Raw genomic sequence first — 22,353 nt, forward strand, 5'->3', positions numbered from 1 at the left:
GAGGACCTCAATCCGGAGCCACACCGCCGGCCCCCTGCGGCGTTTGCCGGATGCGAATCTCTTCGCGCAGGAACCGGACGAAGGCAGCCGCGAGCATCAGCGCCAGCGCAAACCACGTCAACGCGTAAACGAGGTGATTGTTCGGGAATTTGATCACCGTCAGACCACCGACCGGATAGCCGCCAGGATTGGGCGTTGCATCGGCGTCGATGAAGTAAGGCGCATAATTGTCGAGCCCGCGCTTGATCGCGATGGCGTCAACGTCGCGGGAATACCAGCGATCGGCCGAGATATCGTTGCCGCGCAGAAAAGCGCCCTTCGGCTCCGTCATGCGCAGTAGACCCGTAACGGTTACGTTGCCGTCGATCTCTCCCGCAAGCCGCGTCTCACGCTCCTTCTTTTCGGTCGGTACGAAACCGCGATTGACGAGCACTTCGAAACCCGTCGCGGTCTTGAGCGGCGTCATCACCCAATAGCCACCGCCCTCGTCGGTGACGGCCATGACGAGCGTCTCGCGATCATGAAGAAAGTGGCCGGAAACCGTGACGCGTCGATACTCGTCGTTATTGGCGGTGATCGAAGGCCAATCGGTCGGACCGGGCGCGGGCACCGGAGTTGCGTGAACCCGGCTCTCGACGCGGGAAATCAAATCGAGCTTCCAAGCCCGCCGCTCAACCTGCCAAATGCCAAGCCACATGAGACCGGCAATGCCGAACAACGCCACGAGGCTGATGACTGCCAGAGAAGACAGCGAACGAGGTGTGCGCGCACCCGGCGCATCCGCATCGAACTCCGTTGCGCCCGATGGCGCCGCTTCTTGTCCCCCGCGCCCGCCGGCGTCGGATGTCACGGCAGTTGGCTCGGATCCATCGGCATCATGTTGGTCGTCAGGTGATACATCACCCACAGCGAGCCGGTCAGCGTGATCACGACCATAACAACCGTGAAGATCAGCGCCATCAGCGTCCAACCGCCCTCCGAACTCGGCGACATGTGCAGGAAGTAGATCATGTGGACGACGATCTGGACCGCACCGATAGCCAGGATCGAGATAGCCGTCGCTTCCTTGCTTCCGAGCGCGCCCGACATCACGAGCCAGAACGGAATGGCCGTCAGGATGACGGAAAGAACGAAGCCCGTCAGATAGCCGCTGAGCGTCGACTCGGGATGGCCGCTGCCATGCCCGTGATCGTCATGACCGCCGCCAGGAGCAATATGCCCATGCGCGGCATGTCCGTGATTGGCGTGCGCGTCCGTGCTCATCGCAGCACTCCCATAAGATAAACGAAGGTGAAAACGCCGATCCAGACGACGTCGAGGAAGTGCCAGAACATGCTGAGGCACAGGATACGACGCTTGTTCGGCTCATTCAGGCCGAACCTCGTCACCTGAACCATCAGCGTGATCATCCAGATGATGCCGAACGTCACGTGCAGGCCGTGCGTGCCGACGAGCGTGAAGAACGACGACAGGAACGCGCTTCTCTGAGGCGTCGCGCCTTCGAGGATCATGTGCGTGAATTCAAACAGCTCGATGCCGATGAACGCAGCGCCGAAAGCCATCGTAATCGCCAGCCACATCAGCATGCCCTGCTTGCGGTTCTTCTGCATCTCAAGCACGGCGAAGCCATAAGTGATCGACGAGAACAGCAGCATCGACGTGTTGACTGCTACCAGAGGCAGGTCGAACAAATCTTTCGGCGACGGCCCGGCTGCAAAGTTGCCGCCAAGCACGCCGTAAGTCGCGAACAACACCGCAAAGATGAGACAGTCGCTCATCAGGTAGAGCCAGAAGCCCAGCTGGGTGCTGCCACCGTCACCGTGCTCGTGCTCATCGGCCACGTAGAAGGGACGCGTTTCCTTTGCCTCTCCGGCCCCGGACGCCGACGCGCTTGCCGTCATTGTCGTCATCGCTCAGGCCCCCACCGATTGAAGGAGCTGAGTACGCTCGCTCTCGGTTTCAACGATCTGCTGCGTCGGAATGTTGAAGCTCCGATTGTAGTTGAATGTATGACCGATCGCGGTCGCCAGCAGGGCGACGAAGCCAACGGCGGCCAGCCACCAGATGTACCAGATCAAAGCGAAACCGGTGATGAAGCTGAGACCGGCGAGAATGACACCGGCTCCGGTGTTCCTCGGCATATGGATCGGCTTGAAGCCTCCCATCGGCCGCTTATAGCCGTGCTCCTTCATGTCCCACCACGCGTCGTGATCGTAGACGACCGGCGTAAAGGCGAAGTTGTAGACCGGCGGCGGCGATGACGTCGACCATTCGAGCGTCCGTGCATTCCAGGGATCGCCGGTGAGGTCGCGCAGCTTCTCGCGGTTCTTGATGCTTACGGCGAGCTGGATAAGGAACGAACCGATACCGAGCGCGATCAGGAACGCACCGAACGCCGCGATGACGAAGTAGATCTGCAACGACGGGTCGTCGAACACGCGCAGGCGCCGCGTCACACCCATCAGGCCAAGAACGTAGAGCGGCATGAAGGCGAGGTAGAAGCCCGAGACCCAGAACCAGAACGACATCTTGCCCCAGAACGGATCGAGCTTGAAACCGGTGACCTTCGGGAACCAGTACGCGATGCCCGCAAAGCAGCCGAACACGACGCCACCAATGATCACGTTATGGAAATGCGCGATCAGGAAGAGGCTGTTGTGAAGCACGAAGTCCGCCGGCGGGACTGCGAGCAGAACGCCCGTCATGCCGCCGATCACGAACGTCAGCATGAACGCGACGGTCCACATCATCGGCAGCTCGAAGCGAATCCGGCCGCGATACATAGTGAACAGCCAGTTGAAGAGTTTCGCGCCCGTCGGGATCGAGATGATCATCGTCGTGATACCGAAGAACGAGTTGACGCTAGCGCCCGAGCCCATCGTGAAGAAGTGGTGCAGCCAGACGAGGTACGACAGGATCGTGATACAGACCGTGGCGTAGACCATCGACGTGTAGCCAAAGAGGCGCTTGCCCGAGAACGTCGCGGTCACCTCGGAGAACACGCCGAACACCGGCAGCACGAGAATGTAAACTTCCGGGTGGCCCCAGATCCAGATGAGGTTCACGTACATCATCGGGTTGCCGCCGAAGTCGTTCGTGAAGAAGTTCGTGCCGACGTACCGATCGAGAGAAAGGAGGGCCAGCACGCCCGTCAGAACGGGGAAGGCCGCCACGATCAGAACGTTGGTGCAAAGCGCGGTCCAGGTGAAGACCGGCATCTTCATCATCGTCATACCGGGGCAACGCATCTTCACGATCGTCGCGATCAGGTTGACGCCCGATAGAAGCGTTCCGACGCCAGCTATCTGCAGCGCCCATATGTAGTAATCGACCCCGACATCTGGACTGTAGGCGTAGTTCGAAAGCGGCGGATAGGCGAGCCAGCCGGTCCGTGCGAACTCACCGACGAACAGCGACGCCATAACAAGCACGCCGCCCGAAACCGTCATCCAGAAGCTGAAGTTGTTGAGGAACGGGAAGGCGACGTCGCGCGCGCCGATCTGCAGCGGCACGACATAGTTCATCAAACCCGTGACCAGCGGCATCGCCACGAAGAAGATCATGATCACGCCATGCGCCGTGAAGATCTGGTCGAAGTGATGCGCCGGCAGATAGCCCTCGTTGCCGTTGAAGGCGATGGCCTGCTGCGCGCGCATCATGATGGCGTCGGCGAAGCCGCGCAGCAGCATCACGAGGCCGAGCACGATGTACATGACGCCGATCCGCTTGTGATCGACGCTCGTGAACCATTCGTGCCAGAGGTAGCCCCACAGCCTGTAGTAGGTGATCGCGCCCAGAACCACCGCGCCGCCGATAGCGACGCCGATGAACGTCATCACCAAAATCGGCTCGTGATAGGGAATAGATTCGAGCGTCAACCGCCCGAATATCGCTTTCTGAAGGTCAAAGTTTTCGAACATCTCTGGAAACTATCCCGGTCAGGAGCCTGACGGCTCAGGAATTTGATGGCTTTCGCGCAAACGATTGGAACATGCCCGGCTGCGGCAGTCCGGCCCCGACGAGCGGCGTCGAACTGACAGGCGTGACTGCGGCAGCAGCCTGCGCATCCATGCCCATCGGCGCCGTCTTCGTGCACACGCTTGCGACGTACGACTTCTTCACGACCGGCCCATCACCGCGACGTGCATACTTGTCGTACTCAAGAGACTGCACGATGTCGTTGCCCGCGAGCCCAAGCCCACCCTTGGCGTCGATGGCTGCCATTTCGTGCATACACATTTTGCCGGGCTGGACACACATGTTGACGATTAGATCGAAGAGCTGCGGATCGACGCTCGAGAATTTCTTGACGGGCACAGCTTCGCTGGGACGCTCAAGATCAAGATACTCGGTCCGGCCAAGATTGCCGGTCTGCGATGCCTTGACGCCCGACACCCACTTGTCGAAGCCGGCATCGTCCATTGCCAGAAAGTCGAACCGCATCTCCGAAAAGCCGTTGCCGCTATAGTTCGAAGAGAAGCCCTTATAGATGCCCGCTTTGTTGATTACCGCGTGCAGCTGGGTCTGCATGCCCGGCATCGCGTAAATCATGCCGGCGAGCGCCGGAACGTAGAACGCGTTCATCACCGACGAAGCAGAAATTTTGAAATTAAGCGGCCGGTCGACGGGAGCCGCCATTTCATTCACAGTAGCGATGCCCTGTTCGGGATAGATGAACAGCCACTTCCAATCGAGCGCGACGACCTGAACGGTAAGCGGTTTCGCAGTGGCCGCAACTTCCTTGTCCGGGCCGGTGCGGTTAAGCGGGCGCCACGGATCAAGCATGTGCGTCGCCATCCACGTCACGGCGCCAAGGCAGATGATGATCAGAAGCGGTGCCGACCAGATGATCAGCTCAAGATGGGTCGAATGCGACCAGTTCGGCTCGTATCGCGCGTTCGTGTTCGAAGCTCGATAGTGCCAGGCAAACCAAGCCGTGAGTGCCATGACCGGAACGATGATCAAGAGCATCAGAACGGTCGAGATAATCACGAGATCGCGCTGCTGGATGGCAATATCGCCGGCAGGATTGAGCACGATTGCGTTGCAGCCGCCCAGGAGGGCAAGAACCGGCAACAGAGCGAATATATAAAAACGTTTCAAGGCAGGTCGCGTCCTATCGACAGAGCTTCCCCTGATCTCCCGCTAAACGCGCACAGGTTGAAGCAAAATTGGACAATTTGCCCAACGCCAGTTGGCCGCAGGACATCCCCGGCCTGGGTAACACACCTAGATATAGCTTTCAGTGACGATCGAACCGGTGTTGAGAACTCCGAAAAACTACACCTGATTTGAAAGAGATTTGCCATCCAATTTGTCGCTCGGAGGCGCCGTGCCTAAAAATGCCGAACCTCGCCACCCCCGTGCGAGAGGCGCGAGGACGCTCCGATCGCACAGCGCCACTTGCGTCCGGGCGTTCCGATGACGATCCCTTTGGCCCCCAAAACCGCGCAAGGCCTGATCAAGGCTGCGATGCGTCAGAAGCATGCTCCGGGAAAATACGATGTCTTCGCCTGGCAGGTCGGCCCGGACTTGCATGCAATTCCGGTCGCCTGGAAGTCCTTCACCAAGAGGTCTGTTGCGCTTGAGGCCATGACGCTGAGCGATGGCAACGAAATTCAAACCAACGCCGCGCCTTTGCCGAATGGCGTCGGCAGCAAGGCAGCCCGCTATGTCGGCTCGTTCCGGATCGACAAACGGACAGGAGAGAACGAACCCTGACGGGAAACAACCGACGGACTGCGCCGCCTGATGGCCTGGCTCGTCGGAACGACGGCGCACCGGTCGGCGATCTAAGATATGACAAAGCGCTCCTCGCAAGGCTGAGATCGTCCCAGCCTGCAAGAAGCGCTTTGAGTTTCAGTTATAGATCGTGTCTGAGCGCGCCGCTTAAGCCTGCGGCGAAAGCCGCTTCAGTTCACCGACGAGCGTATCGGCCATGCGCTTCGCATCATCGTCCTTTGCGGCGGCAAGTTCGGCTTCCGCAGTCTTGAGCTCCGCCGCAATCGTTGCCGCCGACATCTCGTCGACGTCGTAGGCTTTCTCAGCCAGAACCGTCAGGCGCGCCGGATCGACTTCCGCGAAGCCCGACTTGACGAAGAGCCGCTTGCGCACGCTGCCGGCCGTAACATCGAGAACGCCCGGAACAAGCGTCGAGATGACCGGCACATGACCGGCGAGAACCGTGAACTCTCCGTCTGTGCCAGGCACGACCACCTGCTCGGCGTCGACCGACATCAACACCCGTTCGGGCGAGACGAGTTCAAACCTGAATGTGCCTGCCATGGTGATTTCCGACCCTTCGAAGGCGTTCGACCTATTTAATGCCGTCGTTTTTTATTTTGACGCCGTTAAGCCTGGCGCGGCTCTTCTTCGCCGTCGTCCTCGGCACCGGCTTTGGCTCTCACCTCTTCCGGCGTCTGCAGCTTGGTGCCACAGAACGGGCAGAAGAAAAGCGGATGATCGACCAGACCCGGCTCTTCTTCTTCGAGATCGACGAGCCCGACGGTCATGTAGATGACCTCATCGGGCCCGACCGTGATCAAGGGCTCAAAGTCGCCGCCCTCAAGAGCCTCTTTCAGCTCTTCGCAGCAGCTTCCAAACGTCTTTCCGGCTTCCGCCATGAACTCTCTCTCCTGGCGGCGCCTTCGGACGGGTTCTCCGCTCGAAAACGCTCAGCCTAATCGTTATGCCGCTTCCGCGAGCTTCTCTGCCTTCGCGATCGCTTCGTCGATCGAACCGACCATATAGAACGCCGGCTCGGGAAGGTGATCGTACTCACCGTCGCAGAGGCCCTTGAACGCTTTGATGGTATCGGCGAGCGGAACGAGCTTGCCGGGCGAGCCGGTGAACACTTCCGCGACGTGGAACGGCTGCGACATGAAACGCTCGATCTTACGAGCGCGGGCAACCGTGAGCTTATCCTCTTCGGAAAGCTCGTCCATGCCGAGGATCGCGATGATGTCCTGCAGCGACTTGTACTTCTGCAGGATCGCCTGAACCTTACGGGCAACGGCGTAGTGCTCTTCGCCGACGATGCGCGGATCGAGCATGCGCGACGTCGAGTCGAGCGGATCAACCGCCGGATAGATGCCCTTTTCCGCAATCGCGCGGTTCAGCGTCGTCGTCGCGTCAAGGTGGGCAAACGAGGTCGCCGGCGCCGGGTCGGTCAAGTCGTCGGCCGGAACGTAGATGGCCTGAACCGAGGTGATCGAGCCCTTCGTCGTGGAGGTAATGCGCTCCTGCAGCGCGCCCATGTCCGTCGCGAGCGTCGGCTGATAACCGACCGCCGAAGGAATACGGCCGAGCAGCGCCGACACTTCCGAACCTGCCTGCGTGAAGCGGAAGATGTTGTCGACGAAGAACAGCACGTCCTGGCCCTGGTCGCGGAAATACTCAGCAACGGTAAGGCCCGAGAGCGCAACACGTGCGCGTGCGCCCGGCGGTTCGTTCATCTGGCCGTAAACAAGAGCGCACTTCGAACCAGCGGCCGACCCGTTGTTCGCCTTCGGGTCCTTGTTGACGTTCGATTCGATCATTTCGTGATAGAGGTCGTTGCCCTCGCGCGTACGCTCGCCGACGCCGGCGAACACCGAATAACCGCCGTGAGCCTTCGCGATATTATTGATCAGTTCCATGATCAGAACCGTCTTGCCGACGCCGGCGCCGCCGAACAGGCCAATCTTGCCGCCTTTGGGATAGGGCGCGAGCAAATCAACGACCTTAATGCCCGTGACGAGGATCTGCGCTTCCGTCGCCTGATCTTCAAACGTCGGTGCTGGTTGGTGAATGGCGCGCACCGCGCTTGTCTTGATCGGACCGGCTTCGTCAACCGGCTCGCCGATGACGTTCATGATCCGCCCGAGCGTTTCATCGCCGACGGGAACCGAGATCGGCGCGCCCATGTCGGTGACTTCCTGACCGCGGACCAGACCCTCGGTCGAGTCCATCGCGATCGTGCGCACGGTGTTTTCACCAAGATGCTGCGCGACTTCGAGAACGAGGCGATTGCCGTTGTTGGTGGTCTCAAGCGCGTTCAGAATTTCCGGCAGCTTGTCGGCGAAATGCACGTCAACGACGGCACCCGTCACCTGGTGAATCTTCCCTACGTTTTTAGCCATTTTTATCTCCAGCGGAATTGTTTCAGGCGACCGAGAGCGTCACCGGGATATTGTTGCGTGTCGCTTTGGAATACGGGCAGATCTGATGCGCTTCTTCGATCAGCGCCTGCAGCTTGTCCTTATCGGCGCCAGGAATCGCGAGCGTCAGATGCGCCTTGAGGGCGAAGCTCGTCGCGTCCTTGTCGAGTTCAACTTCGCACGTAACCTTGGCGGCCTGACCGTCGAGTCCGTGCTTCTTGGCCAGCAGCAGAACCGCCTGACCGAAGCAAGACGACCACCCGAGCGCAAACAGCTGCTCGGGGTTGTGGCCTTCACCCGATCCACCGAGCTCCTTCGGCAGCGCCATCGCAAGAGCGAGCTTGCCCTCTTCGAGAACTGCGCGGCCGTCCCGGCCGCCCTTCGTCGTTGCACGCGTTACATAGGCCATGATCTATCTACCTCGCCCTAGACCGCTTCCGCTCCGGAGATGATCTCGATCAATTCCTTGGTGATGTTCGCCTGACGCTGACGGTTGTAGGCGATCGTCAGTCGATTGATCATGTCGCCGGCATTGCGTGTCGCGTTGTCCATCGCGGTCATCTGCGCGCCGTAGAACGACGCCGAGTTCTCCAGCAGGCCGCGGAAGATCTGCGTCGAGATATTGCGCGACAGCAGGAAGCCCAGGACTTCTTCTTCGCTCGGCTCGTACTCGTGAATGGCGCCTGCGCCCTTCGCAGCGTCCGGTGCCGCCTCAGGCACGGTCGCCGGAATAAGCTGCAACGCCGTCGGCTTTTGTGAGATGATCGACTTGAACTCTGAGAAGTAGACCGTGGCGACGTCAAACTCGCCGGCTTCGAACATCTCAAGCACACGCTTCGCGAGGCCCTCGGCATGCCCGAACGTCAGCTGACGCACACCCTGAAAGTCTTTGCGCTCGACAATATTGCGGCCGAGATCGCGACGTAGGTTGTCGGCGCCCTTGCGGCCGACCGTCATGATCTTCACCGTCTTACCCGCGGCGATCAAACGGTTCGCATCTGAACGCGCTAGCTTGGCGATGTTCGAATTGAAACCGCCGCATAGACCACGTTCCGCCGTCATGACAATCAGCAGATGCACCTGATCCTTGCCGGTGCCGACGAGAAGTGGCGAAGCGCCGTTCTTATCCGCAACTTTCGAAGCCAGGCTACCGAGCACGGTTGCCATCCGCTCGGCGTAAGGCCGGGCGGCAGTCGCAGCTTCCTGCGCGCGGCGCAGCTTCGCCGCCGCAACCATCTGCATGGCTTTCGTGATTTTCCGCGTCGCCTTCACCGAGGCGATGCGGTTGCGCATATCTTTTAAGCTCGCCATCGGGCGTTCTCCTCAAGGAACCCGATTAAGCTGCAAAACCTTTGGCAAACTTGTCGAGGAACTCGACCAGCTTCTTCTCGGAATCTGCCGACAGAGCCTTCTCTTTCGCGATCGTTTCGAGAAGCGTCTTTTCAGAGCGAAGCCCGGCGAGAACGCCTTCTTCGAACTTGCCAACGGCCGAGACCGGAATGGCGTCGAGATAGCCGCGCGTACCCGCAAAGATCACCGCAACCTGCTCTTCCATCTTGAGCGGCGAGAACTGCGGCTGCTTCAGAAGCTCCGTCAGACGTGCGCCGCGTGCGAGCAGCTTTTGCGTGGCGGCGTCGAGGTCCGAACCGAACTGCGCGAAGGCCGCCATTTCGCGGTACTGCGCCAGCTCGCCTTTGATCTTGCCGGCGACCTGCTTCATCGCCTTCGTCTGAGCCGACGAACCGACGCGCGAAACCGAAAGACCGACGTTCACGGCCGGACGGATGCCCTGATAGAAGAGATCCGATTCAAGGAAGATCTGGCCGTCGGTGATCGAAATGACGTTCGTCGGAATGAACGCAGACACGTCGTTGCCCTGGGTCTCAATGACAGGGAGCGCCGTGAGCGACCCCTTGCCGGCGGCGTCGCCCATCTTTGCAGCGCGCTCAAGCAGACGGGAATGGAGATAGAAAACGTCGCCCGGATAAGCTTCGCGGCCCGGCGGACGGCGCAGCAGCAACGACATCTGACGATACGCGACGGCCTGCTTGGAAAGATCGTCATACGCGATCACCGCGTGCATGCCGTTGTCGCGGAAGTATTCGCCCATCGTGCAGCCGGTGAACGGCGCGAGATACTGCATCGGCGCCGGATCGGAAGCGGTGGCCGCGACGACGATCGAATATTCAAGCGCGCCACGCTCTTCCAGGACCTTCACGAACTGAGCAACCGTTGAGCGCTTCTGGCCGACGGCAACGTAAACGCAATAAAGCTTCGCGCTTTCGTCGTTCCCCGCGTTGAGCGGCTTCTGGTTGAGGAAGGTATCGAGAACGACGGCGGTCTTGCCCGTCTGACGGTCGCCGATGACCAACTCGCGCTGGCCACGGCCGATCGGGATGAGCGCGTCGATGGCCTTGAGACCCGTCGCCATCGGCTCGTGCACCGACTTGCGCGGCAGGATGCCCGGCGCCTTGACGTCGACGCGCATCTTTTTCTCGAACTGGATCGGGCCCTTGCCGTCGATCGGGTTGCCGAGACCGTCGACGACGCGACCGAGAAGACCCTTGCCGACCGGAACTTCGACGATGGCGCCGGTCCGCTTGACGGTGTCGCCTTCCTTGATCGTGCGGTCGTCGCCGAAAATAACGACGCCGACGTTATCGGCTTCGAGGTTCAGCGCCATGCCGCGGATGCCGCCGGGGAACTCGACCATCTCGCCCGCCTGGACGTTGTCGAGACCATAGACGCGCGCGATGCCGTCGCCGACCGACAGCACCTGGCCGATTTCGGAAACCTCGGCTTCCTTGCCGAAGTTTTTGATCTGATCCTTCAGGATCGAAGAAATTTCTGCGGCCCGGATTTCCATTGAGACCTCTTCCCTGGTCGTTTCCATTTACGGAGCCTGGTCCGGCCCCTTATGCCAATTTGTTAAGTGCAAACCTTGCCGTGACACCGCCGGCCTCGCAGCCAGCAGCGAAACTGTCAGGCCTTAAGCCCCGGCTCCGTTCAGCGCCGTCTTCATGTTCTGAAGCTTGGTCTTGAGCGAGGAGTCGATCATGCGGCTGCCAACCTTGACGATCAGGCCGCCGAGAATGCTCGGATCGACGCGCGACTGCAGCGTCACATCCTTGCCGACAGAAGCTTTGAGCGTTTCTTTAAGAGCCGAGACCTGCTCGTCGTTGAGGGCAAACGCGCTGGTGACCTCAGCCGTGATTTCGCCGCGCGCCTTGGCGGCGAGCGAGCGATAAACTTTGATCATGTCTTGAATGACGAACAGGCGCCGATTGGCGGTCACGAGCTTCAGGAAGTTAGCGGTCAAGCCGCCGATGCCTGCCCTGTCGAGAATGGCAGCCATCGCCTTCTGTTGATCGTCCGCTGCGATCACCGGGCTGCGCACGAGGCGCACGAGATCCGGGCTTTCATCGAGCAACGATTGGAAATTTACGAGATCGCTTTCGATCCCCTCGATGTTCGAGCTTTCCTTAGCCAGCTCGAACAAGGCCGACGCATACCGTCCGGCCACTCCGTCCACGCTTGTTTCGTCCGTCGCCACGTCGCTCTCACCTCGCGCCTTCGGGCGCATAGAGGGCGGGGCACGAAAAGGCCCGAAATTGCGCCCGCTCCAAGGAAAGGCCTTTGACAAAAAAAGAGCGCCGGGGCCGGAACCCACCAGCAGCCCCCTTCCAAAGCCGGGCTGTCCTTAACATGCACTCTGCAAGGCTTCAACAGTGCGCCAAGAGGGCGCGTTGCCGCATTACATTTTCGCAAGGAGCCTGAATTTCGGGCGTTTCCCGGCCCGGCCAGCTTCCAGAGGGATGAACGAAGGGATCGAGCGCCGTTCAAACTACGTTCAGGCTCGATCAGCTAAACGTTCGTCAACATGCAGCGCAACCCTATCGCGCTCGCGCGTTCCTAGACGATGACGGTCCCTGCACTTCACGTTCAATCACTCAAAGACCCGCTTTGGCGGGTCTTTTTTTGTCTCAAAGCGCATCCCGCATGATGATCGGAAAGCGCCAGGGCAGCACGAACACCAAGTCGAAACCGACGTCGTGCTCGCGGTATTGCGGGTTGCGCGCCAGCCAGAGGTCGGCCGCGCGGCGCACCCGGCGGCGCATCGTCAACGTAATGGCGTCTTCGGCTTCTTCGGTTGTTTGCCGCCGTTTGACCTCGATGAAAGCCACCCGGTTCTTCCTGATCGCGATCAGGTCGATCTCCCCGACCGGGGTCTTGAACCGGCGCCCCAAAATGCGATGCCCGGTGGCCATATAGACCACTGCGACGATCGTCTCTGCCCTGACGCCACTATGGTGCCGCCGCTTGCGCTCAAGCCGCTGCCGGAGCTCATCATTGACGTTCGAACTCATCGTCCCACGTCCTTCGCCTTTAGTTCGTCTTTTGCCTTGATCCCAAGCCCATAAACGCGCGCTTTCGGAACCCCAAATTCGTCGGCCAGGGCTTTGGCGGCATCCTTGAGGCTCATAACCTCAAGAGCCCCCGCCAGCCGCGCCGTCAACGTCTCGTCACTGACGGCCTGAGCCTGCTCCGGCCCGACGACAATGACAACCTCGCCCTTGAGGCCCTCCATTGGAGTTGCCTCAGCAAGCTCCGCCAGAGTGCCGCGCCGAACATCCTCGTGCAGCTTCGTCAGTTCGCGAGCGATGACGGCGTCTCGGCTACCGAGCAAACGCGCCATATCCGGAATCGTCTCCGCGACACGGTGAGGCGCTTCATAAAAGATGAGACTGCCAGGAATGGCCGATAATTCCGCAAGCCGCGCCCGCCGGGCCGCCTGCTTCGGCGGCAAAAAGCCCGCGAAGAAGAATGCATCCGTCGGCAGACCACTGGTTGTCAGCGCTGGCAGCAGCGCCGACGCGCCGGGAATAGCGACGACTGGAATGTCTTCCGCCGCCGCAGCGCGCACAAGTTTGAATCCCGGATCCGAAAGCAGGGGCGTCCCGGCGTCCGATATGATCGCAATGCGCTTATCGGCTTTGAGTTCGTCAATAACGCGCGCGCTTTCGCGCTCTTCATTATGGTCGTGAAATGGCCGCGTCCGCGTGGCAATGCCATAATGCTGCAAAAGCTTCGCGGAATGGCGCGTATCTTCGCAATAAATGATATCGGCCCGCGCCAGCACCGACAGTGCGCGCAGCGTGATATCCCCGAGATTGCCAATCGGCGTCGCGACCAGATAAAGCCCGGCCGCCAATGGCTCCGACAAAAGCCCCGCAATCACGCCCTGCGCACGCGCCGCCGGTCCGAGAGTTGGCGTCGCTATGGCGGAATGAGAGGAACGATCGTCGGCCACGGAGAAAGTCTCGATCCTGTAATGCGGGCAGTTGCACTACCCATATCAACCCAGGACGAATGCCGAAAGCCGTCTTGCCTTAAAGCATTTAAGCAGCGATTGCGCCGCCGATCGGCCGCAGCGCCGGCATCGGCGCCACACCCAGCACATGCACCGTCGCGCGACGGCGGACCCGATCGCCCATATCCATGACGGACGACAATTCATCGATCAAAGACGACAAGGCATATTGCGCCAGATCGATCTGCTGGGTTGCAGAGACATGGCAGCGTGTCGCCGTTTCGGCTTGCTGCACCGCCCCGACCACGATGTCGGACAGCCGGCTCCATTGGTCGGCAAGCGACAGCCGGCGCGGCTCGACCGGCCTTCGAATTTCAACCGTTTCCGGAACGTCGGCAAAGGCCCAGATGACGAATTGACGGACGATTGCAAGTCCGCGCGCAATTGCGGCGGATAATCTGGCACCGACAATTTTCGATATTTCTGCCATAAATGCGAGAATCCGGTGGATAGATTAGAGAACGATTAAAATTGACGTGATTTGGCCAAAGTTACAAGGAGGGGCCAATTTGCTTTTCAAATATTTTTGAATCTTAAGAGTAATAAGGGAAATATCGCGCACGAATCCGGCGCGGAATGCGACCGGGAAACGCGGCAATGAAATATGGCACCGACGCCGAATCAAAAAAGTTGGCGCCTTAGGGAATTTAATTCCGCCCCGCGCCTCGCCATATCGCAATGGCCACAAAAACGTTCCGGCGCGATCAGACTTCGAAGATGACCCGCCGGATATCGTCCGCTGTCGCCCCTTCGTCGCGCAGCACCCGGAGCCCCATATCCTGATTGGACTTCGAAAGCTTTTGTCCGTTGGCCCATCGGATCACCCGATGATGCGAATAGACCGGCTGCGGCAGATCCAATAACTCTTGCAGCAGACGCTGCAGATCTGTCGCCGCCAGCAAATCCTGTCCGCGCGTAACATGCGTCACGCCTTGCCGCGCATCGTCGACGACGACGGAAAGATGATAGCTCGCAGGCACTTCCTTACGCACGATCACGGCATCGCCCCAGCGCGCCGGATCGGCCACAACAGTCCTCTGCGAACCGTCATCCCCAATCTCGACGAACGTCAACGGCTCATCGCCGCGTTTCGATTTCAGAACCTGCAACGCGCCTTCCATGTTGAGACGAAGCGCCGGCGTCTCTCCTGCAGCCATCCGCTCACCAACTATTTCGGCGGAAGCGCCACGCCAAATTCCTGGATAAAGCGGAGCGCCATCAGGATCGGTTTTTGTCGGATCCGCCGCAACGACAATTTCCTTGCGCGTTGCAAAGCACGGATAGAGCAAACCCATCGCGATCAGCCGCTCTGCAGCCGCGAGATATTCAGCGAAATGCTCCGACTGTACCAGCACCGGCTCTTCCCACGTCAGTCCGAGCCAATTGAGATCTTCAAAGATGGCCGTGATGAATTCAGGCCGCCTCCGTTCGACATCGATATCCTCAATGCGTAGCAGAAAGCGTCCGCCGTTCCGGCGTGCTGTATCGTGCGCAATAATCGCGGAGAGTGCGTGCCCGATGTGCAAGAGCCCGTTGGGCGACGGCGCGAAGCGCGTAACAGAATCCATCACGCGCTTTGGCTCGCAAAACGCGCGTCACCGACGCAATGACCGGCCTTCCACTCAGCAGACTGATAAATCATGACCTCAACTACGACCCAAGCTGTTGAACTTATCCGCGAATGCAACGCCTAGCATGCCAAGGCAATTTCACCGGCACACGATCTGAATGCACCGAAAAGCCGACCGGAGATCAGGGAAGTTTTGAAAATCTTCGATAGTCGGATGGTCACCTTTTGCGGAAAGATCGGCATGCTTGCAATTGCCATGCACGTCTTACGTCGGCGACATACTCATTGATCTGAGATGCCTCCGTGTGTCATTCCAAAACTTGTCGAACCTCGCCATGGCGAAAGCGTGACGCCTCAGAATCGCATTGCCGCACTGTCTGAAATCAACAAAGCGATAAAGAGCGCCGCCAATAGAATTCCAGCAATCCGTGTCATTTTCCACGTCCTCTTTTCGCCGGCTCCGCATTGCGCGATAAGATCGCCCGCGAATTGAATGAGGCAAATCCTTCCCGGAACAACGCGTTTGACCCCTCGCCACCATGCGACCGTAACGACCGAACGCCAGCTCAAGGCAGCGGCGATTATGCTCGCCGCTCAATGCAAGGTCATGTCGCGCATATTGAAACGCACCGGCCTTCCACCGCCACGGGATTTTCCCGCCGATTTCTCCGGACTGGCAAAAATCGTCGTCGGGCAACAGCTTTCAACCCAGAGCGCCGCTGCCATCTGGACACGCGTCGCGGAAGCGCTTTTCCCGTTCACGCCTGATGCAATCCAGGCGGCGAGCGACAGCGATCTGAAACGGCTCGGACTTTCGGACGGCAAGATCCGCACGCTGCGCGCCCTGACGCGCGCTGTCCTCGACGAAGGCCTCGACTTCGAAGCCCTCAACGCCGCCAATGATCTCGTCATCGTCGAACGTTTGACCGCAATCCATGGCATCGGCCCCTGGACCGCCGACATCTATATTCTTTTTGCTTTGGGCCGCCGCGACGCATTCGCGCCGGGCGATCTCGCCTTGCAGCTCGCCGCGCAACACCACTTCAAGCTTGAAAACCGCCCCACGGCCGAGGAACTGGAACGAATCGCCGAGCGCTGGCGCCCCGCACGCGCTGTCGCCGCCAGGCTGTTATGGGCCGATTACGCCTTTGCGCGCCGCGCTCTCCTGGGGAAAGCCCAACAGACGATCAGGACAAAAACAAATAAATTACTGAAATAGAACGAAAAAATCATTTCCGCGACAGATGGGCTCGAATGCTTCACAGAACTGATACGCGCGGCTAGTATCCCGGCGTCCGAGTGGGGCCAAGACGCGATTCGACGGATCGAAAAACCGCGAGGTTTGCGCGACTGTGAATGCTCACGTGACAATACCGGACAATTGTCCGGCTCTTGTGCTGAACGCCGACTTCCGGCCGCTCAGTTACTACCCGCTGTCCCTGTGGAGCTGGCAGGACACGGTGAAGGCGGTCTTTTTGGACCGCGTAAATATCGTCTCGGAATACGAACGCTACGTCCGAAGCCCGTCATTCGAGCTGAAGCTGCCGAGTGTCGTTTCGCTGAAGACCTACGTGAAGCCGGCGCTTTATCCGGCATTCACGCGTTTCAATGTTTTCCTGCGCGATCGCTTCACCTGCCAGTACTGCGGCGACAGGAATGATCTGACGTTCGATCATCTCATTCCGCGCTCGCGTGGCGGTCAGACGCGATGGGACAACGTCGTCACCGCTTGCGCACCCTGCAATTTGAAGAAAGGCGGATTGATGCCGCGCGCTGCAGGCATGTTCCCAGCGCACGAGCCATATCGGCCAACCGTCTTCGAACTGCATCGCAACGGCAGGCTTTTTCCGCCGAACTATCTGCACGAAAGCTGGCTCGACTATCTCTACTGGGATACCGAACTCGAGCCGTAGCCGCGCACTCTATTCAATGGCCGGGCAAAACCCGGCCATCATCTTCCGAGCGCAGCAAGGGCCTGATCTTAAGCGGCCCGCGCCATCGGATGCGCACACAGCTCGGACGCAACGAGATCGACCACGCGCTCCCAGTCTGCACCTTCCTCGCACTTTAGGCCGAACGCGACCAGAGCGTCGCGAGGCGCACCGCCATCGCGAAAGATTCTGGCGCACTGCTCGCGGCTCACTGCGACGGCCTGATGCCACTGAATGGGGCTGACGTGTTCCGGAACCGAGGGGGTCATTGTCTTCGCACTCCGCTAAACCGAAAATCGTGGAACGATTCCCGAAGCTTCTGAGTTTCAAACGATGGCGGCAGACACACAGAGCGCTGTGACATCACTACGCGAGACCGTGTCACATGATGTCTCGATTGAGGGCTAACTCCAATCACGCTCCGTGCGTCTGCCAGCTCGTTGGAAAGCCAGCGCTCTCCGAAATCCTTTTTCCCAACTCTTAAAACTCGACGCATACGCGACCGGATACTCAACGCTCGACTTAGGGGTTCACTTCGCCTTTGCGAGAGCCGCAGCGACCATGGCGTTTCGCACCACATCGCCCGCGACGTCTCCAACTGGACGCCATCCCCAATCGGGTGAACGCGCACTTGCCTCAAAACCGTTGGAGGTCCGCTCCGGGAAAGAGCGATCTCCGTGAGGAGTGCGGGCGAACCGCGAGGACATACGCTTTGACGAGTTTGTCGAAGCAGTTCGCCTAAATTTTGCAAACGTCTCGGACAGAACGTCTTTCGGGCTCGGTCCGTACACAGACACCACGCTACGCAACGAACGCCTACGAAACGCAACAACGCCACTCGTACTCAAAGATGGTGCGGACTGGGCCTCGGACAATGGATTGCTGTCACTCGTCCCAAGCATTGCACTCGACAAACTCAACGCAGACGCCACCACGAACGCTCCCAACGCTGGTACGATATCCACACAATCCACATGGGCCGGCTCGGGTTTCGTTCCGTGCCCCGCGAACGAAGCAAGAATAGCCGTCACATTCGGGCAACGCGAAGGCGCGATCACGGCTTACCGGTGATATTCACCGCGACATTGCCTTGACAGTATTAGGCCAGCAACAAAATCAACGTTTTCATGGATTTTGAGAATTGTGGACAAGCGTCAGAACGTTGGGAACGCTGCCGCGCCTCAGATGTTACGGCGCGTCCAAGCCGCCGAGGCCGCACCGAACGCAACCACCATCAGCAGCACCGAAGCGACGACGTTCCAGCCAGCAAAAGAGATGCCGAGGAAGCGCAACGCCGCTTCATCGCACTTGATGACTTTGATGTGCTGGATGTCGTTCAGAAGATTTCCGGCGGACGACGTGAGGGATTCCCCGCCGCCGCAGGCGCTCGGGCCAGGCCAGAACTTCCACTCCGCTCCGGCGTGATAGATGCCAAGCCCCGTATTCGCCAGAAACGCCAAAGCGACCAACACGAAGAGCAGCGCGGCGATCCGCCGATAGCCGCCCGCCGTCAGCACCAACGCGATGAAAAGAACCGGAATTCCCGCGTAATAGGCGTAGCGTTCGATCAGGCACAGCATACACGGCACGTAGCCGCCGATGTATTGAAACCCGAGCGCCGTCAGGATCGTGGCAATCGCTCCAAATAGCGCCAGCGCGCCGAGCTGATAATCCGCACCCCGTGCCGGCCGTTCCGCAAACGCCATGATCTCACGTCCGAGTTAGAAGATGTATTTGACCGCAACGAAGCCGCCGACCAGCAGCACGACGAACGTCGTCATCACCAAGCCGAGCCGCTTCTCGATAAAGGCTCGGATTGGCTCGCCGAAGAAATATAGGAGGCCAGCGACCAGATAGAAACGCATGGCGCGGGCGATGATGCTCGCACCGAGGAAGGCCCAGATATTCATCTGGCCAACGCCAGCCGCAATCGTCACAACCTTGTAAGGGATCGGCGTCGCGCCCTTGATGATGACCGCTTCGACGCCATACTCCTGTACGAACGTCATGAAGCTATCGAGCGCATGCTCGCGGCCGTAGAACTTCAGGATGGGCAGTCCGACCGCCTCAAAGAAATAGTACCCGATGGCGTACCCGAGAATGCCGCCGATTACGGAGGCGACGGTCGCCACCGTCGCATACCACCACGCTTTCCGCCGGTCGCTCAGGACCATCGGGATCAGCATGATGTCGGGCGGTATCGGAAAAAACGAACTCTCGGCGAACGAAACGGCGGCGAGCGCCCACGGCGCCCGTTTACTGGCCGCCATTCGCATCGTCCAATCGTAAAGTCCCCTCAGCATGAGCGCTGCTTAAACGGCGCTTCTGAGCTTGTCCATGCGGTCCGTCAGCTGAAAGCTGTTTGAGAGTTTGGCGACAACGGCGTTAAGCACGAGCCGGCCATGCGGCGTCACCCGGATGCGCACGCCAGACAGCGGTTGCGTCTCGGGAGCAAGTCCTGGACTTGAGCACATGACGATCTCGTCAAGCTCATTCCGCCGCCAGTCGCCACCGGCCGGGGAGGCGCGCAAGGACGCAGGCAGCGTCTCCAGAAGCCCGAGTTCCGCCAGCTCGTCGATGGTCGTCTTGCTCGGCCGCACGCCGCCGATCTTCGCAAGCTGCGCCAGATCGACCCCTTCGGAAAGCCGCAGGCCCATCAGCAGCATCTCGTCCGCCTGCTCGGCGTCAGACAATGCGATCCGCTCAATGAAACCATGACCGTTGCCTTCGACGTGTTCGACCCACGCCTCAGGATTGCGCTCGGCAATCGTCGCTTCACGCCGGCCATCGACCACAATCCGGCCATGCGCCCCCGGCCCGATCCCTGCATACTCGCCGTAGCGCCAATAAAGGAGATTGTGTCGGCTTTCCGACCCGTCGCGCGCGTAGTTTGAAACCTCATAAGCCGCGAGCCCGCGCGCCGCCGTCATCTCCTCGGTGATCTCGTAAAGCGCCCCCGCATCGTAGTCGTCCGGAATGACGAGCTTACCGGCAGCGTGAAGTGCGGCGTAAGGCGTATCGGGCTCGATGGTCAGCTGATAAAGCGATAGGTGATCGCCTGCCAGCTCGAGCGCCTCGCCAAGCTCGCGACGCCATGCGTCTGCGGTCTGACCGGGACGTGCATAAATCAGATCGAACGAAAACCGCTCGAACGTGCCGCGCGCTACATCGAGCGCCGCCTTGGCTTCCGCCACGCTGTGAATGCGCCCAAGCTTGCGCAGTTCGTCATCTCGCAGCGATTGCACGCCGATCGAAACGCGGTTGATGCCCGCGTCGCGAAAACCGCGAAAGCGCGCGGCTTCCACGCTGCCCGGATTGGCCTCAAGCGTGATCTCGGCGTTGTCCGCAATGCCCCAGCGTTTCGCAATGTGATCGAGGATGCCCGCAACCGTCTCGGGCTGCATCAGCGATGGCGTGCCGCCGCCGAAGAACACGCTCATCGCAACGCGTGCTCCGATGCGATCCGCCACCCAGTCGATCTCGCGCTTATAGGCCGAAAGAAACCGCGCCTCGTCCCAGCCTTTATGGCGAACGTGACTGTTGAAGTCGCAGTACGGACACTTCTGCGCGCAGAACGGCCAGTGCACGTAGACGCCGAATGTCGTGTCGCGATCAGTCATCGCTCGCAGCCAGCATTGCTTTTGTGATTTGCCGCCACGCCGGTTCATCCTTCGAAGGCGCATGCTCTAACTCTCGGGCAAGTGCACCAAGAAAACTTTCGAGCGTCGTGTTGTTCCATTCGGCGCCGTGCGTGACGAGATCGTCTTTCAAACGTGCAACGAACGCCGCAGCCTCGACCCGCGTCGAAAGACTCGCGGCTGCTGCTGCAAACGCATCGACGTCGCGGCCCCTACGCACCTTCGCGGCGGTCGGCGCAATACCATCGAGCATCGCCGCCTTGAAGGCCGCAAAGGCCCGTGTCCGATGCGAAATCGCATACTTCTCTTTCGGCTCCATCTCGCCGAACGTGCGGGTGTCGCCGTCCGGCACGAACATCGGATCGTAGCCGAAGCCGTTGCCGCCACGTGCCGGCCAGACAAGATGGCCAAACACCTTGCCCTCGAATAGCTCCACCTCGCCGCCTGGCCACGCAAGACACAAGACCGAAATGAAATTGGCGCGCGGGCCTTCAGCCGTCCAGCCGTGACACGCGCTGATCTCGTCTGCGACTTTCTTCATAGCGACGCCGAAGTCTTTTGCCGGACCGGCCCAGCGCGCCGAATAGATCCCCGGCGCGCCATCCAGGCATTCGACTTCAAGTCCGGAGTCATCGGCAAGCGCCAGCAACCCAGAACCCTCAGCCGCTGCGACAGCCTTCAGCCGCGCGTTGCCAGCAAACGTCGTCTCCGTCTCTTCGGGTTCCGAAAGCCCAAGCTCGCCCGCCGAAACGGCATCGAGTCCATAAGGCTGGATGAGTTGATTGATCTCCCAGACCTTGCCAAGGTTGTGGCTCGCCACGACGAGCTTCATGCCCTTCGAAAGAGTCTTCATTGCAGTCCCCAGATGCGCGGCTCGGCAAATTCGAGGCAATTGCCCGCCGGATCGCGAAAGTAGATTGAGCGGCCGCCGCGCGGCCATTCGAGTTCGGCTTCGATCGGAATATGGAGGCTCTCAAGTCGATGCCTCCAACGCACGAGGTCGTCGCGCGTGGCTCGAAAGCAGACATGCCCCTCGCCACGCATGCCGTGAGGCGGCACTGGCAGCGCATCGTGCGCGGGCGGAATACGCGATGTCTCCGGATTGAAGATTAAAAGCATCTGCGTACCTAGTCGGTAAAAGAGGTGGCGGCCGGCAACGGCTTGAAATGGTCGAATGCCAAAGACCCGACGATAAAAGTCTTCAATCGGCACGAGATCCCGCGCGTAAAGCACCGTTTCGAGCACACCAGGCAGTGCCGGCGGTATGTTTAAATCGACGCCCATAGGAAAAGCCCCAGGCTGAAGGCGCCAAGCACGCTGCGCACGCCGTGCAGCATGCCCCAGCGCTCGATCAGCGCCCGTGTCTCTTCGTTGGCCCGTTCGAACGGGGTCTCTTCAAGGATCTTATTGACCGGCATGATCGCGAAGATCGTAAACGGCCAATTGGCGAGTAGCGCCGCGCCACCGGCAAGCCAGATCACCTTGCCGGTGACCAGCCACTCGAGCGTTCCCAGAATGAAGCCGATGACGGCAAGCGACGCCTGCATCTGGAATCCGCGCCGGTAGGCGGGTTTCCATTCCGCAAGCATCGCAGCATCGTCGAGAGAAAGCCGCGCCGGTTGCTCTGCCCAGTTGATATAGATCGCCGCGCCGGTGAATAGCGCCGCGACCGTCAGGGCAAAAGGTCCGAACATGGCCTCGCTCC

At 59.9% G+C, this 22,353-nt stretch carries 26 protein-coding genes; 3 read left to right on the plus strand and 23 right to left on the minus strand.

Annotation, left to right across the window (positions count from 1 at the left end; genetic code table 11):
- Positions 1-7: 7 nt before the first annotated feature.
- Genes RLW55_RS04860 through cyoA form a run of 5 tightly spaced genes read right to left on the minus strand, consistent with a single transcriptional unit; the run spans position 8 to position 5,103 of the window.
- Entirely contained in the window at positions 8-850 is an 843-nt protein-coding gene (locus RLW55_RS04860; RefSeq protein ID WP_423415752.1) for an SURF1 family protein, read from the minus strand.
- Entirely contained in the window at positions 847-1,263 is a 417-nt protein-coding gene (gene cyoD / locus RLW55_RS04865; protein WP_013950330.1) for a cytochrome o ubiquinol oxidase subunit IV, read from the minus strand. The genes RLW55_RS04860 and cyoD overlap by 4 nt, the downstream gene beginning before the upstream one ends.
- Positions 1,260-1,901 carry a cytochrome o ubiquinol oxidase subunit III gene (cyoC, locus tag RLW55_RS04870; protein ID WP_024275028.1) on the minus strand — a complete coding sequence of 214 codons (642 nt, stop codon included), beginning with the start codon at positions 1,899-1,901 and terminating at the stop codon, positions 1,260-1,262. Before cyoC ends, cyoD begins: the two co-directional genes overlap by 4 nt.
- Before the next feature lie 12 nt (positions 1,902-1,913).
- Positions 1,914-3,920, minus strand: coding sequence for a cytochrome o ubiquinol oxidase subunit I (gene cyoB, locus RLW55_RS04875; RefSeq protein WP_013950328.1), 2,007 nt, complete (start codon positions 3,918-3,920; stop codon positions 1,914-1,916).
- A 34-nt stretch (positions 3,921-3,954) separates the two neighbouring features.
- Entirely contained in the window at positions 3,955-5,103 is a 1,149-nt protein-coding gene (cyoA, locus tag RLW55_RS04880) for a ubiquinol oxidase subunit II (RefSeq protein WP_423415753.1), read from the minus strand.
- 318 nt (positions 5,104-5,421) lie between these two features.
- Here cyoA and RLW55_RS04885 point away from each other — a divergent pair, with 318 nt between their 5' ends.
- Positions 5,422-5,721 carry a hypothetical protein gene (locus RLW55_RS04885; RefSeq protein WP_423415754.1) on the plus strand — a complete coding sequence of 100 codons (300 nt, stop codon included), beginning with the start codon at positions 5,422-5,424 and terminating at the stop codon, positions 5,719-5,721.
- Between the two features lie 168 nt (positions 5,722-5,889).
- On the opposite strand, the gene RLW55_RS04890 is transcribed toward RLW55_RS04885, so the two are convergent.
- The 11 genes from RLW55_RS04890 to gluQRS all read right to left on the minus strand — a co-directional run bounded on the left by RLW55_RS04890 (position 5,890) and on the right by gluQRS (position 15,077).
- Positions 5,890-6,285 carry a F0F1 ATP synthase subunit epsilon gene (locus RLW55_RS04890; RefSeq protein ID WP_409561631.1) on the minus strand — a complete coding sequence of 132 codons (396 nt, stop codon included), beginning with the start codon at positions 6,283-6,285 and terminating at the stop codon, positions 5,890-5,892.
- A 65-nt stretch (positions 6,286-6,350) separates the two neighbouring features.
- The gene (locus tag RLW55_RS04895; protein ID WP_013950323.1) at positions 6,351-6,623 is read right to left on the minus strand and encodes a hypothetical protein; all 273 of its coding nucleotides are present in this window, start codon (positions 6,621-6,623) and stop codon (positions 6,351-6,353) included.
- Positions 6,624-6,686: 63 nt separating this feature from the next.
- Positions 6,687-8,120 carry a F0F1 ATP synthase subunit beta gene (gene atpD / locus RLW55_RS04900; protein WP_423415755.1) on the minus strand — a complete coding sequence of 478 codons (1,434 nt, stop codon included), beginning with the start codon at positions 8,118-8,120 and terminating at the stop codon, positions 6,687-6,689.
- A 22-nt stretch (positions 8,121-8,142) separates the two neighbouring features.
- A complete protein-coding gene (locus tag RLW55_RS04905) occupies positions 8,143-8,547 on the minus strand; it encodes an organic hydroperoxide resistance protein (RefSeq protein ID WP_423415756.1) in 405 nt (134 codons plus the stop codon).
- Positions 8,548-8,564: 17 nt separating this feature from the next.
- The gene (locus RLW55_RS04910; RefSeq protein WP_423415757.1) at positions 8,565-9,449 is read right to left on the minus strand and encodes a F0F1 ATP synthase subunit gamma; all 885 of its coding nucleotides are present in this window, start codon (positions 9,447-9,449) and stop codon (positions 8,565-8,567) included.
- A 25-nt stretch (positions 9,450-9,474) separates the two neighbouring features.
- A complete protein-coding gene (gene atpA, locus RLW55_RS04915) occupies positions 9,475-11,004 on the minus strand; it encodes a F0F1 ATP synthase subunit alpha (protein WP_414464410.1) in 1,530 nt (509 codons plus the stop codon).
- Between the two features lie 123 nt (positions 11,005-11,127).
- Positions 11,128-11,691 (minus strand): F0F1 ATP synthase subunit delta, encoded by a 564-nt coding sequence (locus tag RLW55_RS04920; protein ID WP_423415758.1) that lies wholly within the window; start codon positions 11,689-11,691, stop codon positions 11,128-11,130.
- 430 nt (positions 11,692-12,121) lie between these two features.
- On the minus strand, positions 12,122-12,505 hold the full coding sequence (locus tag RLW55_RS04925; RefSeq protein ID WP_423415759.1) for a YraN family protein: 384 nt from the start codon (positions 12,503-12,505) through the stop codon (positions 12,122-12,124).
- Positions 12,502-13,449: a 16S rRNA (cytidine(1402)-2'-O)-methyltransferase gene (gene rsmI, locus RLW55_RS04930; protein ID WP_423415760.1), complete on the minus strand. Its 948-nt coding sequence runs from the start codon at positions 13,447-13,449 to the stop codon at positions 12,502-12,504. Before rsmI ends, RLW55_RS04925 begins: the two co-directional genes overlap by 4 nt.
- 88 nt (positions 13,450-13,537) lie before the next feature.
- Positions 13,538-13,939, minus strand: a complete 402-nt coding sequence (locus RLW55_RS04935; RefSeq protein ID WP_409561624.1) for a hypothetical protein — start codon at positions 13,937-13,939, stop codon at positions 13,538-13,540.
- Between the two features lie 274 nt (positions 13,940-14,213).
- Positions 14,214-15,077: a tRNA glutamyl-Q(34) synthetase GluQRS gene (gene gluQRS, locus RLW55_RS04940; protein WP_409561623.1), complete on the minus strand. Its 864-nt coding sequence runs from the start codon at positions 15,075-15,077 to the stop codon at positions 14,214-14,216.
- Positions 15,078-15,602: 525 nt separating this feature from the next.
- Between gluQRS and RLW55_RS04945 the strand changes: the two genes are divergently transcribed.
- Together RLW55_RS04945 and RLW55_RS04950 are read left to right on the plus strand one after the other, a co-directional pair.
- Positions 15,603-16,298, plus strand: a complete 696-nt coding sequence (locus RLW55_RS04945; protein WP_409561622.1) for a DNA-3-methyladenine glycosylase family protein — start codon at positions 15,603-15,605, stop codon at positions 16,296-16,298.
- 133 nt (positions 16,299-16,431) lie between these two features.
- Entirely contained in the window at positions 16,432-16,992 is a 561-nt protein-coding gene (locus RLW55_RS04950) for an HNH endonuclease (protein ID WP_409561621.1), read from the plus strand.
- 68 nt (positions 16,993-17,060) lie between these two features.
- Here the strand turns inward: RLW55_RS04950 and RLW55_RS04955 are convergent, their stop codons facing one another.
- From RLW55_RS04955 to RLW55_RS04985, 7 genes are all read right to left on the minus strand, one after another.
- Positions 17,061-17,279 (minus strand): hypothetical protein, encoded by a 219-nt coding sequence (locus RLW55_RS04955; protein WP_414464405.1) that lies wholly within the window; start codon positions 17,277-17,279, stop codon positions 17,061-17,063.
- Between the two features lie 912 nt (positions 17,280-18,191).
- Complete coding sequence (locus tag RLW55_RS04960; RefSeq protein ID WP_423415761.1) at positions 18,192-18,716, minus strand: disulfide bond formation protein B; 525 nt, start codon at positions 18,714-18,716, stop codon at positions 18,192-18,194.
- Positions 18,717-18,731: 15 nt separating this feature from the next.
- Positions 18,732-19,313, minus strand: coding sequence for a YqaA family protein (locus RLW55_RS04965; protein WP_423415762.1), 582 nt, complete (start codon positions 19,311-19,313; stop codon positions 18,732-18,734).
- A gap of 9 nt (positions 19,314-19,322) precedes the next feature.
- Positions 19,323-20,630, minus strand: coding sequence for a radical SAM family heme chaperone HemW (gene hemW / locus RLW55_RS04970; RefSeq protein ID WP_423415763.1), 1,308 nt, complete (start codon positions 20,628-20,630; stop codon positions 19,323-19,325).
- On the minus strand, positions 20,623-21,501 hold the full coding sequence (rdgB, locus tag RLW55_RS04975) for an RdgB/HAM1 family non-canonical purine NTP pyrophosphatase (RefSeq protein ID WP_423415764.1): 879 nt from the start codon (positions 21,499-21,501) through the stop codon (positions 20,623-20,625). Before rdgB ends, hemW begins: the two co-directional genes overlap by 8 nt.
- On the minus strand, positions 21,498-21,932 hold the full coding sequence (locus tag RLW55_RS04980; protein ID WP_409561615.1) for a VOC family protein: 435 nt from the start codon (positions 21,930-21,932) through the stop codon (positions 21,498-21,500). Before RLW55_RS04980 ends, rdgB begins: the two co-directional genes overlap by 4 nt.
- Positions 21,917-22,342 (minus strand): DUF1772 domain-containing protein, encoded by a 426-nt coding sequence (locus RLW55_RS04985; RefSeq protein WP_409561614.1) that lies wholly within the window; start codon positions 22,340-22,342, stop codon positions 21,917-21,919. Before RLW55_RS04985 ends, RLW55_RS04980 begins: the two co-directional genes overlap by 16 nt.
- Between the last annotated feature and the right edge of the window lie 11 nt (positions 22,343-22,353).

This window comes from Hyphomicrobium sp. B1 (genome assembly GCF_049532635.1).
Lineage (GTDB): Bacteria > Pseudomonadota > Alphaproteobacteria > Rhizobiales > Hyphomicrobiaceae > Hyphomicrobium_B.

What these genes read in the sequence shown, in the direction of transcription:
- cyoD (WP_013950330.1), bottom strand. Translation starts at nt 1,263, where the DNA reads ATGAGCACGGACGCGCACGCCAATCACGGACATGCCGCGCATGGGCAT.
- cyoC (WP_024275028.1), bottom strand. Translation starts at nt 1,901, where the DNA reads ATGACGGCAAGCGCGTCGGCGTCCGGGGCCGGAGAGGCAAAGGAAACG.
- cyoB (WP_013950328.1), bottom strand. Translation starts at nt 3,920, where the DNA reads ATGTTCGAAAACTTTGACCTTCAGAAAGCGATATTCGGGCGGTTGACG.
- RLW55_RS04885 (WP_423415754.1), top strand. Translation starts at nt 5,422, where the DNA reads ATGACGATCCCTTTGGCCCCCAAAACCGCGCAAGGCCTGATCAAGGCT.
- RLW55_RS04890 (WP_409561631.1), bottom strand. Translation starts at nt 6,285, where the DNA reads ATGGCAGGCACATTCAGGTTTGAACTCGTCTCGCCCGAACGGGTGTTG.
- RLW55_RS04895 (WP_013950323.1), bottom strand. Translation starts at nt 6,623, where the DNA reads ATGGCGGAAGCCGGAAAGACGTTTGGAAGCTGCTGCGAAGAGCTGAAA.
- atpD (WP_423415755.1), bottom strand. Translation starts at nt 8,120, where the DNA reads ATGGCTAAAAACGTAGGGAAGATTCACCAGGTGACGGGTGCCGTCGTT.
- RLW55_RS04905 (WP_423415756.1), bottom strand. Translation starts at nt 8,547, where the DNA reads ATGGCCTATGTAACGCGTGCAACGACGAAGGGCGGCCGGGACGGCCGC.
- RLW55_RS04910 (WP_423415757.1), bottom strand. Translation starts at nt 9,449, where the DNA reads ATGGCGAGCTTAAAAGATATGCGCAACCGCATCGCCTCGGTGAAGGCG.
- atpA (WP_414464410.1), bottom strand. Translation starts at nt 11,004, where the DNA reads ATGGAAATCCGGGCCGCAGAAATTTCTTCGATCCTGAAGGATCAGATC.
- RLW55_RS04925 (WP_423415759.1), bottom strand. Translation starts at nt 12,505, where the DNA reads ATGAGTTCGAACGTCAATGATGAGCTCCGGCAGCGGCTTGAGCGCAAG.
- RLW55_RS04935 (WP_409561624.1), bottom strand. Translation starts at nt 13,939, where the DNA reads ATGGCAGAAATATCGAAAATTGTCGGTGCCAGATTATCCGCCGCAATT.
- gluQRS (WP_409561623.1), bottom strand. Translation starts at nt 15,077, where the DNA reads ATGGATTCTGTTACGCGCTTCGCGCCGTCGCCCAACGGGCTCTTGCAC.
- RLW55_RS04955 (WP_414464405.1), bottom strand. Translation starts at nt 17,279, where the DNA reads ATGACCCCCTCGGTTCCGGAACACGTCAGCCCCATTCAGTGGCATCAG.
- RLW55_RS04960 (WP_423415761.1), bottom strand. Translation starts at nt 18,716, where the DNA reads ATGGCGTTTGCGGAACGGCCGGCACGGGGTGCGGATTATCAGCTCGGC.
- RLW55_RS04965 (WP_423415762.1), bottom strand. Translation starts at nt 19,313, where the DNA reads ATGCTGAGGGGACTTTACGATTGGACGATGCGAATGGCGGCCAGTAAA.
- hemW (WP_423415763.1), bottom strand. Translation starts at nt 20,630, where the DNA reads ATGACTGATCGCGACACGACATTCGGCGTCTACGTGCACTGGCCGTTC.
- rdgB (WP_423415764.1), bottom strand. Translation starts at nt 21,501, where the DNA reads ATGAAGACTCTTTCGAAGGGCATGAAGCTCGTCGTGGCGAGCCACAAC.
- RLW55_RS04980 (WP_409561615.1), bottom strand. Translation starts at nt 21,932, where the DNA reads ATGGGCGTCGATTTAAACATACCGCCGGCACTGCCTGGTGTGCTCGAA.
- RLW55_RS04985 (WP_409561614.1), bottom strand. Translation starts at nt 22,342, where the DNA reads ATGTTCGGACCTTTTGCCCTGACGGTCGCGGCGCTATTCACCGGCGCG.